The 16164-nt window shown below is 62.8% G+C and carries 16 protein-coding genes; 8 read left to right on the forward strand and 8 right to left on the reverse strand.

All coding sequences use genetic code 11. The annotated features are described in order from the left end of the window. Nucleotides 1–5: 5 nt before the first annotated feature. From LRS11_RS18340 to LRS11_RS18360, 5 genes are read right to left on the reverse strand one after another with little or no spacing between them, the layout of a single operon-like run. Nucleotides 6–3074, reverse strand: a complete 3069-nt coding sequence (locus tag LRS11_RS18340; RefSeq protein WP_260494296.1) for a pilus assembly protein — start codon at nucleotides 3072–3074, stop codon at nucleotides 6–8. A 25-nt stretch (nucleotides 3075–3099) separates the two neighbouring features. After that, nucleotides 3100–3582, reverse strand: a complete 483-nt coding sequence (locus LRS11_RS18345; protein WP_260494297.1) for a PilX N-terminal domain-containing pilus assembly protein — start codon at nucleotides 3580–3582, stop codon at nucleotides 3100–3102. Beyond that, complete coding sequence (locus LRS11_RS18350; protein ID WP_260494298.1) at nucleotides 3579–4700, reverse strand: PilW family protein; 1122 nt, start codon at nucleotides 4698–4700, stop codon at nucleotides 3579–3581. Before LRS11_RS18350 ends, LRS11_RS18345 begins: the two co-directional genes overlap by 4 nt. Then, nucleotides 4697–5254 (reverse strand): prepilin-type N-terminal cleavage/methylation domain-containing protein, encoded by a 558-nt coding sequence (locus tag LRS11_RS18355; protein WP_260494299.1) that lies wholly within the window; start codon nucleotides 5252–5254, stop codon nucleotides 4697–4699. The genes LRS11_RS18350 and LRS11_RS18355 overlap by 4 nt, the downstream gene beginning before the upstream one ends. A gap of 5 nt (nucleotides 5255–5259) precedes the next feature. After that, nucleotides 5260–5652, reverse strand: coding sequence for a type IV pilin protein (locus LRS11_RS18360; RefSeq protein WP_312026981.1), 393 nt, complete (start codon nucleotides 5650–5652; stop codon nucleotides 5260–5262). 273 nt (nucleotides 5653–5925) lie between these two features. Between LRS11_RS18360 and rsxA the strand changes: the two genes are divergently transcribed. The 8 genes from rsxA (at nucleotide 5926) to LRS11_RS18400 (ending at nucleotide 13259) form a co-directional block, all read left to right on the forward strand. Further along, nucleotides 5926–6510, forward strand: a complete 585-nt coding sequence (rsxA, locus tag LRS11_RS18365) for an electron transport complex subunit RsxA (RefSeq protein WP_173207495.1) — start codon at nucleotides 5926–5928, stop codon at nucleotides 6508–6510. Continuing rightward, the gene (gene rsxB, locus LRS11_RS18370) at nucleotides 6507–7082 is read left to right on the forward strand and encodes an electron transport complex subunit RsxB (protein WP_260494300.1); all 576 of its coding nucleotides are present in this window, start codon (nucleotides 6507–6509) and stop codon (nucleotides 7080–7082) included. The genes rsxA and rsxB overlap by 4 nt, the downstream gene beginning before the upstream one ends. Then, nucleotides 7079–9742, forward strand: a complete 2664-nt coding sequence (gene rsxC, locus LRS11_RS18375) for an electron transport complex subunit RsxC (RefSeq protein WP_260494301.1) — start codon at nucleotides 7079–7081, stop codon at nucleotides 9740–9742. The genes rsxB and rsxC overlap by 4 nt, the downstream gene beginning before the upstream one ends. Nucleotides 9743–9938: 196 nt before the next feature. Then, nucleotides 9939–10970: an RnfABCDGE type electron transport complex subunit D gene (locus LRS11_RS18380; RefSeq protein WP_260494302.1), complete on the forward strand. Its 1032-nt coding sequence runs from the start codon at nucleotides 9939–9941 to the stop codon at nucleotides 10968–10970. 1 nt (nucleotide 10971) lies between these two features. Next, entirely contained in the window at nucleotides 10972–11628 is a 657-nt protein-coding gene (gene rsxG, locus LRS11_RS18385; RefSeq protein WP_260494303.1) for an electron transport complex subunit RsxG, read from the forward strand. After that, nucleotides 11621–12331, forward strand: coding sequence for an electron transport complex subunit E (locus LRS11_RS18390; RefSeq protein ID WP_260494304.1), 711 nt, complete (start codon nucleotides 11621–11623; stop codon nucleotides 12329–12331). Before rsxG ends, LRS11_RS18390 begins: the two co-directional genes overlap by 8 nt. Further along, on the forward strand, nucleotides 12328–12966 hold the full coding sequence (nth, locus tag LRS11_RS18395; RefSeq protein WP_260494305.1) for an endonuclease III: 639 nt from the start codon (nucleotides 12328–12330) through the stop codon (nucleotides 12964–12966). Before LRS11_RS18390 ends, nth begins: the two co-directional genes overlap by 4 nt. Nucleotides 12967–13073: 107 nt before the next feature. Then, the gene (locus LRS11_RS18400) at nucleotides 13074–13259 is read left to right on the forward strand and encodes a PA3496 family putative envelope integrity protein (protein ID WP_160493299.1); all 186 of its coding nucleotides are present in this window, start codon (nucleotides 13074–13076) and stop codon (nucleotides 13257–13259) included. A gap of 57 nt (nucleotides 13260–13316) precedes the next feature. On the opposite strand, the gene LRS11_RS18405 is transcribed toward LRS11_RS18400, so the two are convergent. The 3 genes from LRS11_RS18405 to LRS11_RS18415 form a co-directional block, all read right to left on the reverse strand. After that, entirely contained in the window at nucleotides 13317–14387 is a 1071-nt protein-coding gene (locus LRS11_RS18405) for a GGDEF domain-containing protein (protein ID WP_260494306.1), read from the reverse strand. A 72-nt stretch (nucleotides 14388–14459) separates the two neighbouring features. Beyond that, nucleotides 14460–14852 carry a lactoylglutathione lyase gene (gloA, locus tag LRS11_RS18410; RefSeq protein ID WP_260494307.1) on the reverse strand — a complete coding sequence of 131 codons (393 nt, stop codon included), beginning with the start codon at nucleotides 14850–14852 and terminating at the stop codon, nucleotides 14460–14462. 91 nt (nucleotides 14853–14943) lie between these two features. Beyond that, complete coding sequence (locus LRS11_RS18415) at nucleotides 14944–16161, reverse strand: argininosuccinate synthase (RefSeq protein ID WP_260494308.1); 1218 nt, start codon at nucleotides 16159–16161, stop codon at nucleotides 14944–14946. Between the last annotated feature and the right edge of the window lie 3 nt (nucleotides 16162–16164).

Raw genomic sequence — 16164 nt, forward strand, 5'->3', positions numbered from 1 at the left:
TGCTCCTAGTGCTCGATGTTCCAGTACACCCGCGACGTCGGCTGAGTCAGCGACGGCGGTGTAACCGGTGGACTACCTTCCAGCGGAGAATCCGGATTGGCGCCAATCACGAAGGGCACGGTCGTGCCATCGTCCAGGGTCACCATACCGGCCACTGGCGAAGGCGGCAGACCATCACCCGCGAGATCCGCGAAGCGAATGCCATCTGGCCCCTCTGCATCCTCGTAGCCGATGTTGTAGACCCGCGACTCACCCAGACTCGAACAGGTTCCTGGCGTCGCCACGGCCGGCTGGTGGGTACTGAAGGTCACCAACCCGAACACGGTAATGGCCGAGGTCACCACCTGCTCGGTAGAGGTCATGCCCAGATACCAGCCCTTTTTAGCAGCCAGATCCGTAGCAGAGGGCGTAGCGTCCGTCAGGATTGGCAGAAGCGAGTCCCGGCAGATCACTGCACTGCCACAGGTGCCACTTTCCGAGGTCAGCCAGGTCGCATCGGCAGGCTGATCCTTAACCATGAAGAAGTAATTGCTCACGCTGGCGGCACCGGTATAGCTGAGCAGCGGTTTTTCACGATCGCCACTGCCCATCAGCACCAGATAACCACCAGCATCGGATACCACATCCGGAGCGAACATGAACTTGCGATTATTCGTGCAGCTGGCCGTGTCATTGCAGCCCAGCGAGGCCAGCTTGGTCATCGACCAGGATGCTGGCGCCAGGTTGCCAATGGTGATGCGATACAGGTTACCGCCCAGGTCTACGGCGTAGGCGTAGATCGCCTTGCCGGAGCTGTCCGGCACCACGGTGACATCGGCAATCACCCCACGGTCGGTGGTGAAGGTCTGCAGCAGGGCACCGCTATCGGCATCCAGCACATAGATCTTGTTGCCCTTGTTGGATGATGTGCAGGTATTGGGATCGCCATCCTCACAAGTGTCGTAGCCACCGCCCATGATCAGCATGTTGCTGGCACCCGCACCATAACCAGCAGACTTGAGTGCTTTCGGCGAAGACCAGGTCTGGCCGATGCCACTGAAACCGGTGGTACAGCCGGTATCATCGACAGTTCCGCTAGTCGGGAAATTACTCGGGCAGCCTTTCTTCCACTTCAGGCTCGGCGCGACCGGGTTGGTCACATCGAAGGCATACAGCACACGCCCGCCACGGCGCATGGTGGCGTACAGCCAGGCACTGCTGCTTTCCCTGATCGCCGTTACCGGGCCATCGAAGCCATAGGGCTTGGGTAATGGCGCCGGGCTGGTGATAGTGGTACCCGCGAAGCTGACGCTGACCGTGTTGTCGTACAGGCGCTTGATGCTGCTGTAGAACTCCGGCGCCATAAATGACCAGATCTCGCGGCCCGCGGCATAGCCGCTAAAACTGCTATCCCGATCGCCATTCACCGCACGTAGCAGGCCATCGTTGCCACCGTAGAACACCACTACATCGGGGCTGGCATCGGTGCCGTAGTTGATCGCCACCGGCCGTGAATGCACCACATCGCCGTGTGCAGAGGCGCGGATATCGGTGGTGATCGGACTTCCGCCACCATCCAGATTGCCATTCTCGTTTTGCAAGTCCTGACCCAGCGCCCAGTTAATCAGGCTGGTTCTTTCCGTGGTACTCGAAGCACCCAGAAGAGCCTGGGTAATGGCACTGTTGGCATCATTGAAGGTAGTCAATGAAGTACAGGAGGCGAAGGTCGGCGAGCAGGTATTGACCGTGCGCGCCGAGCCCTGTCGCAGGCTATAGGCCTGGGCGCCCTTCTCGACGATATTGCCGTCCGGATAGTTGGAGCTAGCCAGGGTAGCCGCGTCAGGCAGGCCCGCGCCCCCCAGGCACTCGCCGCGCGGTGAGAAGCCCCAGTAATTATCGGTCGTATTGGGTGTCCAGAAACTACGGGCGCACTCCAGGATAAAACCGGTACCGGAGTTGATCGCACTGTTGCTGTTGGCATCCAGCAGCCTCAGATCGGTATTGACCAAGCCCAGCTTGTACTGCTTGAGGTTGCCCAGCCAGCGCGGCATACCATCGGCGTCCGGGCGGAACATGCCTACATACACCTGGTTGAGGTAAGTACCCTGGGTATTGACGCTGACCGGCAAGCTGACCGAGGCAAACACGCTGTTGACCGACTGGATCTCGGAGAAGATGGAAGTCAAGGCATCGGCGATCTGCGTACCACTGCTGCTGACGCTAAAATATTTGCCGCTGCTGACCCGCGCCACGCTCTGCAACAACGCGGTCCAACCGGGACCCTGGCCAGTGGTGATCTTGTCGATGTCGACGGTGTAGCTGGTAATGCCCAGGCTGCTCTTCTTCATGAAGCGCGACCACTCGTCAGCCACGTTGTCCTGTGAACCACTGGGTGAAATGGCGATGGCGGTGGTCGCCCCACCCGCAGCAGCCAGCGCAGCGGTAGCCTGATTGATGTCCGAGGTGTTGTCCTGCGCCGCACCGTTGCTGATATAGATGATGAAGTTCTTGGCGCAGCCGGTCACGATCGGGTTGTTGTACGTGGTGGAGGTCTTGCTTGCCAGGGCATTGCCCGCCAGCGCATAGATGGCATTGGATTGTGCGGTGCCGCTGACGTTACCGGTGTAGTCGGTCTTGACCTTGTTGTTACCGGCATGCGGGGTGCCGGCGGAGAAATACAGATATGCCTCCTCCATCGCCTTGCTGATCTTGCCGCCGTTGGACTTGTCACCATTCTTGTTGAGGCTGCCGACCAGATCCTGGAACTTCAACTTGTTGGCCGCCGAAAAGGTACGGATTGCCGCACGCACATAGGCACCGTCATTGCCCGAGTTACCGGCGCCAGTCTCGGTAAACAGCATCAGGCCGATACGGAACTTGTCGGCAGGCAGGGCATTGACCACCGACGTCAATGCCGCCATCTCGTTGGTAAAGGGCGTGTTCCAATTCGCCGTGTTGTCCAGAATGATCAGCACATTGGGCGCATCGGCACCTGACGGCGGATTCGCAACGAACAGATCGATATCTTCGGCCAGCGCCGAGGTACCCGCCCCGAGACTTGCGAGGAGTAGCACCCAACCGAATATGGACTTCATGGCCAATACCTCGTACCAAAACGCATTAATCAGGACACAGGATTTGCTTTTGTGAATCACTGAGCAGCACCCGTACACCCGAGCGCACTTGCACCGCAGCCCCGGTAACTGGGTCATCCACATTCGCCTGCATGGCGAAAACGGTATTCCAGGTGTTGCTGGAAATCCCGATCAGGGTCACGCTGCTGGGAGCGGCGCTGGTCGCCATGGTGGCGCGCGCGCAAACCGGCTCAGAGACCGCAACCTGGTACTCGCTGACGTTGTCCCGGTTGATATCGACGGCCACGGTCTGGGCTTGCGGGGATGTGGTAAACGCCGAGCCAATCACCTGTTCCAGAGCCGTGTCCGCTGCGGCAACCGCCTCGCTACGCCACTGTTGGTTGCTGACCGCATCCAAGCTGCCTGAACTCAAGGTAAAGGCACTGGCCACCAGCAGGGTTACCAGCAGCAACATCACCAGGCCGACAACCAGAACCACGCCCTGTTGCGCACGCTGCAAGGTTTTCATGGCGTTTCCCTCCGGCCGGAGACATTGGTGAGGCGCACACTGGTCGTGTAGACATGGCGCTTGAAGCCATCGCTGAAGGGGCCGAACTCGGCATCACTGTCGCCTGGATCACCAACGAAGTAAGTCTTGTCGGAGGTGTAGCCCTGGGTTTCATTCAGGGTCCTGACCAGCAGGTAGGCCTTGACCATGACCGTATTGATCTGGTCCGCCTGGGTGCAGGGTGTGGCTGAACGGCACAGGGCATCGGCTGCCCCGTCGCCGCGATTGGTCGGCGAGGTACGTATTTCCGTATTGGCCCAGGCCACGGGATCGGTGAGCACCACCGCCAGGCCCGCATCGCTGACCTGATCAACGCCCAGCTCGAAGCGCATGGCTTCGACCCCTTCGATCAGGGCCACCGCCGGTTGCTGAACCCCAGCCGAGAAGCTGGAACGCATCAACGTGGGGATGCCATCTCCCGGCGTGGTCGAGTAAGTGCGCAGGTAATAGATGTTGTTCACCCACTGCCGACGTTCAACCAGGGTGCTGCAGTCCCGCTCAGTCAGCGTGCCGCCTGCCCCCAGTTCGATGGAATAGCGGGCTGCATCACTGTTGCATTGCGAAGCCTGGAAGTAAGCATCTGCCCCATTGAGTGCCGCACAGTTGGCCGCACCCGGTACGCAGGTCTGTGCATAGCGCACAACCAGTACATCGCTATCGGCCACGCGGTCGGGTAACTGGGTCGTGCACCCCGTCGGCACATCGTCGAAGAGCTGTACGGCCATGCCCAGCCGGTTAACCTTTTCGGTGGCTGTCCAACTGGTAAATGCCAGGCAAGGATCTGGCTCAACCGTCGGGTAATCGGTCGGTGCAGCGGAGAAGGTGAAGTCATCGAACTCGGGCACAAAACCGTTCCAGAAGCCGGCGTGCAGCAAGTCCTCACGCAGTACCTGGATGGCCATGCCACCGGCCTCTATCTGCTGATTGACCCGGGCCATGTCCTGATGACTGCGACTGAGGTCGAGGTACAGCTTCAGGGTCGCGCCCATCAGCAACAAGCCGATGGCCATCGCCACCAACAGTTCGATCAGACCGAAGCCTCTGGATTGCGGCCTGGCCGCCAGCATCAGGCTGCTCATAGGGTTGCCACCCGCACGACAGTGGTAACTACGCGGCGGCACAGATCACCAGTACATTCGCTGCCCGCCAGGTTGTAGCTGTTGGCCGCACAGGCAGCGCCACTCGGGGGTGCCGTCAATGCGCCAAGCCCCTGCCATGCCACAGTAATCAGGTATTGTCCCGAGCCCAGCGATTCGACGCAGCCGCGGCCGCCCAGCATGGCGCCGACATTGCCCGTCGTGTCCGTTTCCGCCGCGCCCTGCAGCGCGTTGCACCACTCTGCACGGTCGCGTTCGAGCTGCGTCGTCACCGCGGTCGGACAGGTCATGCCAGCCCCTAAAGGGCTGGTCGGGCCGGTGACATAACTGGCCGCCTGATTGCGATTTGCCGCCAGCCGACTGGCCATGTCCTGCAACAGAATCAGTGCCTGGGTACGCTGATAAACCTCGGCCTCCGACTGCTGCAAGCGCGCCTGCATGCCCATGATGCCGAGCATGCCCACCGCCAGAATGACCAGGGTGACCAGCACCTCGATCAGGCTGATACCGCATTCCTTACGTCTAATGGTCATCATGAGGATCACCATTTATCCGCAGGGGATTTGACGCCAGCGCTAGTCAGCGTGAGATCACCATCGGCCGCCTGCGAGCCAATGGCAGTAAAGGTAATGACGAAGGTAGGTAGAGTGCCGCTGCCAACCGTAATGGCGTAGCTGTAGCGAAAACTGAGGTCAGCCGGCAGCGCATACCCGGAAGCTTCCAGGTCGGTCTTGCTGATATAGGCGCGATTGGCGAGGAGAAACTGCTTCTGCCGATTGGCAATATCCATCATTTCCGCCTGGGCGGCCGCGCGATTGCTGCGCACGATGTACTGCTGATAGTTGGGGAGAGCGATGGCCGCCAGGACGCCGATGATCATGATGACGATCATCAGTTCGATAAGGCTAAAGCCACGTACCTGCTGGGATTCCAATTCTGGCCACTCCTGCGAACTTCGAATGCGCTAGCGCATTTGCTGGAGGCCTTCCTTAGCGATGTTGTTTTACAGCCCATCATTCCGTCGAATTTGAGCTTAGTTACAGCAATTGGCCAGCACACCCTCATACCGACAAATGGTATACCGATTGGAAAGGCGGGCGAATTTCACCCCTGAGCGGTAGTTCACGCCGCTCATTGCGACGGCAGAAGCTCTTCCCGATAATAGGCACCCTTTTCCTCCGGCCTTTCTGCCCGCAACGGTAACTCGATGACCGAACTCGCCTTGATCATGGTCAGTGCCATCCTGGTCAACAACTTCGTGCTGGTGCAGTTCCTCGGCCTGTGCCCGTTCATGGGCGTATCGAAGAAGATCGAGACCGCCATCGGCCTATCGCTGGCCACCACCTTCGTCCTCACCCTGGCCGCCATGTGCAGCTACCTGGTCCAGGAATACGTGCTGGAGCCGCTGGGCCTGGAGTTTTTGCGCACCATCAGCTTCATCCTGGTGATCGCCGTGGTGGTGCAGTTCACCGAGATGGTGGTGAACAAGACCAGTCCCCTGCTCTACCGCGTGCTCGGCATCTTTCTGCCGCTGATCACCACCAACTGCATCGTCCTCGGCGTGGCCCTGGTCAATGCCAACAAGGCCGAGTTCACCTTTATTACCGCCACCGCCAACGGCTTTGCCGCCGGCCTGGGCTTCTCCCTGGTGCTGGTGCTGTTCGCCGCCATGCGTGAGCGCATCGCCATCGCCGATGTGCCGCAGTCCTTTCAGGGAGCCGCCATCGGCATGATCACCGCCGGGCTGATGTCGCTGGCGTTCATGGGCTTTGCCGGGCTAATCAAGCTATGAGCCTGGTGCTGATCGCCGTGCTCGCCCTGCTTGCGCTGTGCCTGGTGTGCGGCGCGATTCTTGGTTATGCCGCCGTGCGCTTCAAGGTCGAGGGCGACCCAATCGCCGAGCAGATCAACGCCCTGCTGCCGCAGACCCAGTGCGGCCAGTGCGGCTACCCCGGCTGCAAGCCTTACGCCGAGGCGATTGCCGGTGGCGACAAGATCAACAAGTGCCCGCCCGGCGGCGAGGCGACGATCCAGGCCCTGGCCGACCTGCTGGATGTCGAGCCCGAGCCGCTGGACGCCGTCGAAGGCGAGAAGCCGCAGATGGTCGCCTTTATCCGCGAAGCCGAGTGCATCGGCTGCACCAAGTGCATCCAGGCCTGCCCGGTGGATGCCATCGTCGGTGCGGCCAAGCAGATGCACACGGTGATCGTCAGCGAATGCACCGGCTGTGACCTCTGCGTCGAGCCCTGCCCGGTCGACTGCATCGACATGATCCCGCTCGGCAGCACCGTGCAGACCTGGAAATGGCAGCTACCGCTGGCCCCCGGCCAATTGATCGCCAGCGACCGGGAGCACGCCGCATGACTGCTTTGATCGACCACGCCCAGCAGATCTGGGACATCCCCGGCGGCATCCACCCGCCGGAGCAGAAAACCCTCTCCAACCGCACGCCGATCCAGCCGGCGCCACTGCCCAGGCGCCTGATCCTGCCGCTGGGCCAGCATATCGGCGCCGCCGCCGAGCCCTGCGTGGCGGTGGGCGAGTACGTGCTCAAGGGCCAGAAGATCGCCGAGGCCAACGGTTTCGTCAGCGCCGCCCTGCACGCACCAACTTCCGGCACCGTCAGTTTCGTCGGCGCACAGCCCTACCCGCATGTCTCCGGTATGCCGGCAGCAGCCATCGTCATCGACAGCGACGGCCTGGAACAGTGGACCGACCTGCAGCCCTGCCCGGACTACCGGCACATGGAAGCCGCCGAGCTGCTGGAGAAGATTCGCCAGGCCGGCATCAACGGCCTGGGCGGCGCCGGCTTCCCCACGGCGGTCAAGCTTACCGCGCGGCCGACGCAGAAGATTCACACGCTGCTCATCAACGGCACCGAGTGCGAGCCGTACATCACCGCCGACGATGTGCTGATGCGCGAACGCGCTGCCGAGCTGATCTCCGGCATCGACATCTTGGTGCAGCTGATCCAGCCGGATCAGGTGCTGATCGGCATCGAGGACAACAAGCCCGAGGCTATCACCGCCGTGCGCGCCGCCCTGGCCGAGCGCAGCTACCGGCTCAAGGTGTTCCCCACCAAGTACCCGTCCGGTGGCGAGAAGCAGCTGATCCAGATCCTCACTGGTGTGGAAGTGCCCAGTGGTGGGCTGCCGGCCGATATCGGCATGCTCTGCCAGAACGTCGGCACCTGCGTCGCCATCCATGACGCCATCGTGCTGGGCAAGCCGCTGATCTCGCGCATCACTACTCTGACCGGCGAGGCGCTGAGCCGCCCCGGCAACGTCGAGGCGCTGCTCGGCACGCCGGTGGGCGAGTTGCTCGACTTCGCCGGGCTGGACAAAGCCAAGCTCAATCGCCTGGTGATGGGCGGGCCGATGATGGGTTTCAGCCTGCCCGACCTAAGCGTGCCGCTGATCAAGACCAGCAACTGCCTGCTGGCCTCGACCAGCGCCGAGCTGCCCGCCCCGCCACCCGCCATGCCCTGCATCCGCTGTGGCGAATGTGCCGAAGCCTGCCCGGCCAGCCTGCTGCCGCAACAGCTGCACTTCTTCGCCCTCGGCCAGCAGCACGAACAGCTCAAGGCACATAACCTGTTCGACTGCATCGAGTGCGGCGCCTGTGCCTATGTCTGCCCGTCGAGCATTCCGCTGGTGCAGTACTACCGCGCGGCCAAGGCCGACATCCGCGACCTGGAACAGAAGCAGCAGAAGGCCGAGCACTCCAAGCAACGCTTCGAACTGCGCCAGGAGCGCCTGCGCCGCGAGGAGGAACGCAAGGAAGCCGAACGCCTGGCCCGCGCAGAGCGTGCCGCCAAGGCCAAGGCGGCCCAGGCCGAAGCTGCCAGCGCCGCGCCGGTTGCCGCCGCACCTGCCGCCGACGACCAGCTCAAGCGCCTGAAGATCGAAGCCAGCATGGCCCAGGTCGCCCTGAAGAAGGCCGAGAAGCAGCTGGCCAGCCACGACACCCCAGAGCTGCAGGCCCAGGTCAGCAGCCTGCGCGCCGCCGCCGAAGCCGCGCAGAAAGCCCTGGAGGCCGCCCAACCCAGCGCCCCGCCAGTTACAGCCGCGCCGCCGGCTGACGAAGCGCTGAAGAAGGCCAAGATCGAAGCCGCCATGCTCAAGGCCCAGCTGCGCAAGCTGGAGAAACTGGAAAGCCCCACGACCGAACAGCAGGCCGAGCTGGCACAGGCCCGCCAGCAGCTGGCCGCCGCCGAGCAAGCCCTGGAAAGCCTGCAAAACGCAGCGCCGGCCCCAGCCACCAAACCGGCCGGCGACGATGCGCTGAAAAAAGCCAAGATCGAAGCCGCCATGCTCAAGGCCCAGCTGCGCAAGCTGGAGAAGCTGGAAAGCCCCACGGCCGAACAGCAGAGCGAACTGGCACAGGCTCGCCAGCAACTGGCCGCCGCCGAGCAGACCGTGGAAAGCCTGCAAAGCGCAGCGCCGGCTCCCGCCGCCAAACCGGCCGGCGACGAAGTGCTGAAGAAAGCCAAGATCGAAGCCGCCATGCTCAAGGCTCAGCTGCGCAAGCTGGAGAAGCTGGAAAGCCCCACGGCCGAACAGCAAGCCGAGCTAGAACAGGCCCGCCAGCAGCTGGCTGCCGCCGAGCAAACCGTGGAAAGCCTGCAAAGCGCAGCGCCGGCTCCAGCGACCAAACCGGCCGGAGACGAGGCGCTGAAAAAGGCCAAGATCGATCTGGCGATGAAACGCGCCGAACTGAAGAAGGCAGAAAAGGCCGCCGCCGGCGAAGCCGAGCTGGCGACCCTACGTGCCGCCCTGACCGCCGCCGAACAGGCCTTGCATGCCGCCGAGGCTGTCTCGAACAAGCCAGCTCCCGAGCTGGTGCGTACCGACAAGGCTCCGATTGATGAAGCCTTGCGCGCCCTGAAGACCGAACTCGCCTTCGCCCGCGCCGACCTGCGCAAGCTGGAACGCGATGAGCAGGCCGCCAGCGAGGCACTCGATGCCGCCCGCGCGCGCCTGACCGCCGCCGAGCAGAAACTGGTGGAGCAACAGAACCCGTAGCCCGGATGCAATCCGGGGCAGGCCACGCGATGCCATCAATGACCTGCACGGCCCGAAAACAAGATAACGCCCCTCTCACGTAATTCGCAGAGGGCCAGGATTAACCGAACGATCTGCGGATCACCCCCGGATTGCATCCGGGCTACAGAACAGCGCTGCGTCGCCCAATGGCTGCGCAACCAGACACGGAGCATCAATGGCCCTGCCCCGCATCACCTCGCCCCACGCCAAGGGCAGCAATCGCACCCAGAGCGTCATGCTGTTGGTGGCCGCCGCCTGCGCGCCCGGCGCCCTGGCCCTGACCTGGCTGTTCGGCATCGGCACCCTGGTCAACCTGGTCTGGGCCAGCGTCGTCGCCCTGGCCGTTGAAGCGGCGATCCTGGCCGCGCGCCAGCGCCCCGTCGCCTTCTTCCTCAAGGATGGCAGCGCCCTGGTCACCGCCGTGCTGCTGGCCCTGGCCCTGCCGCCTTATGCGCCCTGGTGGCTGACCCTGGTCGCGGTCGGCTTCGCCATCGTGTTCGGCAAGCAGCTGTATGGCGGCCTCGGCCAGAACCCGTTCAACCCGGCAATGATCGGCTACGTGGTGGTGCTGATTTCCTTCCCCATCGACATGACCAGCTGGCCCAAGCCGCACACGGTGGGCGCCTGGGACGGCATCCAGCAGATCTTCGGCCTCGCCGCCCTGCCCGACGGCTGGAGCCAGGCCACCGCCCTGGACAGCCTGAAGGTCAACAAGAGCCTGACCATGGACGAGCTGTGGGCGCAGAACCCGGCCTTCGGCGAGTTCGGCGGCAAGGCGGTGGAATGGGTCAACCTGGCCTTCCTGCTCGGCGGCCTGTTCCTCATCTACAAGAAAGTCATCAGCTGGCACGCGCCGCTGGGCATGCTCGGCGCACTGTTCGTCATCAGCCTGCTGTGCTGGAACGGTTCCGGCTCGGACTCCAACGGCTCGCCGCTATTCCACCTGCTGACCGGCGCGACCATGCTCGGCGCCTTCTTCATCGTCACCGACCCGGTGTCCGGCGCCACCAGCAACCTGGGACGAATCCTCTTCGGCGCAGGCACAGGCGTGCTGGTCTATATCATCCGCACCTGGGGCGGCTACCCGGATGGCGTGGCCTTCGCCGTGCTGCTGATGAACCTCTGCGCCCCGACCATCGACTACTACACCCGCCCGCGCACCTACGGCCATCGCAAGCCGGAGCGCGGCTTCAAACTGGGGGAATGACATGGCCCTGCCGGAAATTTCCCGTTCGATGCTGAAGAACAGCCTGGTGCTCGGCCTGTTCGCCGTGGTCACCGTCGGCGTGGTGGCGATCACCCAGCAAGGCACCGCCACGCGCATCGCCGCCGCCGAGCGCGAAGCCAAGGCCCAGGCGCTGGCGCAGATCCTCCCCGCCGGCAGCTATGACAACCACCTGCTGGACCAGCCGCGCCAGGTGTTCGACCCGCTGCTCGGCAACAAGACGCCGACCCCGGCCTACCTGGCCACCCTCCAGGGCGAGCCGGCGGCGGTGATCCTCCAGGCCACCGCGCCGGACGGCTACAGCGGCAGCATCTTCCTCCTGGTCGGCATCCTCGCCGATGGCCGCCTGGCTGGCGTGCGCGTGGTCGGGCACAAGGAAACCCCCGGCCTGGGCGACAAGATCGAGCTGGCCAAGAGCCCGTGGATCAACAGCTTCGTCGGCCAGTCGCTGCAAGCGCCGGACGCCGCAGGCTGGGCGGTGAAGAAAGACGGCGGCCAGTTCGACCAGTTCGCCGGCGCCACCATCACCCCACGCGCGGTGGTCAAGGCGGTGCACAAGGCGCTGCAATACTTCGACAAGCATCGGGACGAACTGCTGGCACCTGTGTCCAGCCAGAGCGGGGAAAACGACAATGGCTAGTTACCGCGAAATCGCCGTCAACGGCCTGTGGAAAAACAACCCGGGCCTGGTCCAGCTGCTCGGCCTGTGCCCGCTGCTGGGGGTGAGTAACTCGGTGGTCAACGCCCTCGGCATGGCCATCGCCACCGCCCTGGTGCTGGCCTGCTCGAACGCTGCCGTGGCACTGATCCGCGGCGCGGTGACCGATGCCGTGCGCCTGCCGGTGTTCGTCATGATCATCGCCGCGCTGACCACCTGCATCGAGCTGCTGATGCAAGCCTTCACCTACGAGCTGTACCAGATCCTCGGCATCTTCATCCCGCTGATCACCACCAACTGCATCATCCTCGGCCGCGCCGAGGCCTTCGCGGCGAAGAACAGCGTCGGCCACGCCGCCTTCGACGGCCTGCTGATGGGCACCGGCTTCGGCCTGGTGCTGCTGGCCATCGGCGCAGTGCGCGAGCTGCTCGGCACCGGCGCACTGCTGGCCAACATGCACCTGCTGTTCGGCCCGCTGGCCGCCAACTGGCAGCTGGTGCTGTTCGCCGACTACCAGGGCTTCCTGCTGGCCATCCTGCCGCCGGGTGCATTCCTCGTCCTCGGCCTGCTGATCGCCCTGAAGAACCGCATCGATGCCGTGGTCGCCGAGCGTGCCAAGGCTGCTCTGCCGGAAGCGGCGCCCGCCGCCAGCCGCCGCGTGCGGGTTACCGGAGTGATCGAGTGAACGCCGCCAAACGCTACGAGATCTTCCGCCGGCTGCACGAAGACAACCCCGAGCCGAAAACCGAACTGGCCTACAGCACGCCTTTCGAGCTGCTGATTGCGGTAATTCTCTCCGCCCAGGCCACCGACGTCGGGGTGAACAAGGCCACGGCCAGGCTGTACCCGGTGGCCAACACCCCGGAAGCGATCTACGCCCTGGGCTATGACGGCCTGTGCGATTACATCAAGACCATCGGCCTGTACCCGAGCAAGGCGAAGAACGTCATCGAGACCTGCCGCATCCTGGTGGAAAAGCACAACAGCCAGGTGCCGGACAACCGCGAAGACCTCGAAGCGCTGCCCGGCGTCGGCCGCAAGACCGCCAACGTGGTGCTCAACACGGCCTTCCGCCAGTTGGCCATGGCCGTGGACACGCACATCTTCCGCGTCAGCAACCGCACCGGCATCGCGCCGGGCAAAAACGTGCTGGAAGTGGAGAAGAAACTGCTCAAGTTCGTGCCCAAGGACTTCCTCCTCGATTCGCACCACTGGCTGATCCTGCATGGCCGCTATGTCTGCCAGGCGCGCAAGCCGCGTTGTGGCAGCTGCCGCATCGAGGACCTGTGCGAATACAAGGCAAAAACCTCCGACGATTGAGCGCCTATTGATTAATCCAATACGTCGATTGAAAAAATCTTTTTTACCCTGCCCCGCTTTGCCGCTATAAGGTCGCCAACATCGCCCCCTGAGTTGGAGTGAACCTGATGAGCACGGACAAAGAAGAACTCGTACTCGACGATGACTTTGTCGCCGAAGAGGCCGAAGAAACCACCGAACGTCCGGTGGTGGAAGTCGCCAAGACCAATCTGGCCAAACGCCGGGTCATCGACAACTACCTGGAAGAGCGACGCCTGCAGAAACAGCTCGGCGACTATGACTTCGATCTCTGAAGGTCAAACATGAAAAAGCCCCGCAAGTGCGGGGCTTTTTCATGTGAGCGAGAAAGCTCAGCTGGCGACCTGCAGGCCTCGCCGCGCACACTTGTTGGCATACATGGCTGCGTCCGCCTGGGTCAGCAAGTTATCCAGCCCAGCGCCGGGACTCAGCGAGGACTCGGCAACCCCGAGGCTGACCGACAACTGCCGCCCCGTTTGCCGCTGAAAGGCCTTAAGCGCCGCCGCCAGTCGCTGCAGAACTTCCTCGCTGCTGACATAGTCACTGGTCAATACCACGAACTCGTCACCGCCCAGTCGCGCCAATACATCGGTACTGCGAAACACCGAGCGCAACACCTGCGCCGCATCGATCAACATGACATCGCCGGCGGCATGGCCATAGCGATCGTTGGTCTGTTTAAGGTAATCCAGATCGGCGTACAGCAGCAGGCAACGACTACGCCGGCGCTGGGCCGCTTCCAACTCGCGCTCGGCCAGCAGGAGAAAGCCGCGACGGTTATGCAGCCCGGTCAGCTCGTCGGTCAACGACAGCTGGCGCACCTCGGCCGCCATCCGCTCACGCTCACGCACTTCGGCGTGCAGACGCCTGTTGGCTTCAGCCAGCTGCGCAGTGCGCTCTTCCACGCGCCGTTCCAGTTCGGCATAGACCTGCACATTCTCCATGGCTATCGATATGGAGTCAGCCAAGGCCTGCAGCAATTCGACCTGCTCCGCTGTTGCCCGGTAGCCACTGGCCCAATAGGCACCAATGGCACCAATCGGCTCGAGGGTACGGATAGGCACCATCACCAGGCTCTTGACGAAGGTCGGCCGATAAGCTGCGTGGGGTATGCGCTCATCCTGGTAGATATCAGGAATCACGGTGGCCTGGCGATTGAGCATGACCCAGCCACTGATGCATGCGCTCATGGGAAAGCGCTGCCCCTTCCACAGCGGCGAGATGGCGTCCTCGTCACGATAGAAACAGCGATCGCCATCACGCAACACGAATGTAGCGCCATCGGCACCACTCAGCTCGCGTGCAGCATGGCGGACGATCTCCGCCACGCTGTCCACATCCCTTGCCATCGACAGCTCCTGCACCACCCGGATCAGATGTAGAGCATGGTTGTCAGCGGCCATGGCACACCTCGTTGAAACTACTGAAATGACTACCTTCCTTGTAAGCGATTACTTACAAAAGCATAGCAGCAATCAATCGCTGCGTTTGGCCGACAACAGCTCGATCTTGTAGCCATCCGGGTCTTCGACAAAGGCCAGAATGCTGGTGCCGTGCTTCATCGGCCCCGGCTCACGGGTGATCTTGCCGCCACGCGAACGGATGTCCTCGCAGGCCTTGTACACATCAGCCACTTCCAGGGCGATATGGCCGTAGCCGGTGCCCAGCTCGTAGCTGTCCACGCCCCAGTTGTAGGTCAGCTCGATCACGCTGTTGTGCGCCTCGTCGCCATAGCCGACAAACGCCAGGGTGAACTGGCCGTCCGGGTAATCCTTGCGGCGCAGCAGAGTCATGCCCAGCACTTCGGTGTAGAAGGCGATGGACTTGTCCATGTCGCCGACGCGCAGCATGGTATGCAGCAGTCTCATTGAATATCTCCTCTTCGCAGCCCGTTGCTCAGGCCCTTGAATGCAAAACCCCGGCTCGTGGCCGGGGTCCTGTGGCTTGCCTGGCAGCTTATCAGAACAGCTTGCGGCCCTTGTTCGCAGCAATACGCATGCGCAGGGCGTTGAGCTTGATGAAGCCCGCAGCGTCGGCCTGGTTGTACGCACCGCCGTCTTCTTCGAAGGTGGCGATGTTGGCATCGAACAGCGAGTCGTCGGACTTGCGGCCGGTGACGATGACGTTGCCCTTGTACAGCTTCAGGCGCACTACGCCGTTCACGTTGATCTGCGAGGCGTCGATCATCTGCTGCAGCATCAGACGCTCCGGGCTCCACCAGTAGCCGGTGTAGATCAGGCTGGCGTACTTGGGCATCAGTTCGTCTTTCAGGTGGGCCACTTCGCGGTCCAGGGTGATCGACTCGATGGCGCGGTGGGCGCGCAGCATGATGGTGCCGCCGGGGGTCTCGTAGCAGCCACGGGACTTCATGCCGACGTAGCGGTTCTCGACGATGTCGAGGCGACCGATGCCGTTCTCGCCGCCGATGCGGTTCAGCTCGGCCAGCACAGTGGCCGGGGACATTTCGACGCCATCGATGGCAACGATGTCGCCCTTACGGTAGGTCAGCTCGATGTAGGTCGGGACGTTCGGCGCGGCTTCCGGCGACTTGGTCCAGCGCCACATGTCTTCTTCGTGCTCGGTCCAGGTGTCTTCCAGCACGCCGCCTTCATAGGAGATGTGCAGCAGGTTGGCATCCATGGAGTACGGCGACTTCTTCTTGCCGTGACGCTCAATCGGGATGGCGTGCTTCTCGGCGTAATCCATCAGCTTCTCGCGGGACAGCAGGTCCCACTCGCGCCATGGGGCGATGACTTTCACGCCTGGCTTGAGCGCATAGGCGCCCAGTTCGAAACGCACCTGGTCGTTGCCCTTGCCGGTGGCGCCGTGGGAGATGGCGTCGGCGCCGGTCTCGTTGGCGATCTCGATCAGGCGCTTGGCGATCAGCGGACGGGCGATAGAGGTACCCAGCAGGTACTCGCCTTCGTAGACGGTGTTGGCGCGGAACATCGGGTAGACGAAGTCGCGGACGAATTCTTCGCGCAGGTCGTCGATGTAGATTTCCTTGACGCCCATGGCCTGGGCCTTGGCACGAGCCGGCTCGACTTCTTCGCCTTGGCCGAGGTCAGCGGTGAAGGTCACCACTTCGCATTCATAGGTGTCCTGCAGCCACTTGAGGATTACCGAGGTATCCAGGCCACCGGAATAAGCCAGAACTACCTTCTTAACGTCCGCCATGCC

This window comes from Pseudomonas sp. J452 (assembly GCF_024666525.1).
Classification (GTDB): Bacteria; Pseudomonadota; Gammaproteobacteria; order Pseudomonadales; family Pseudomonadaceae; genus Aquipseudomonas.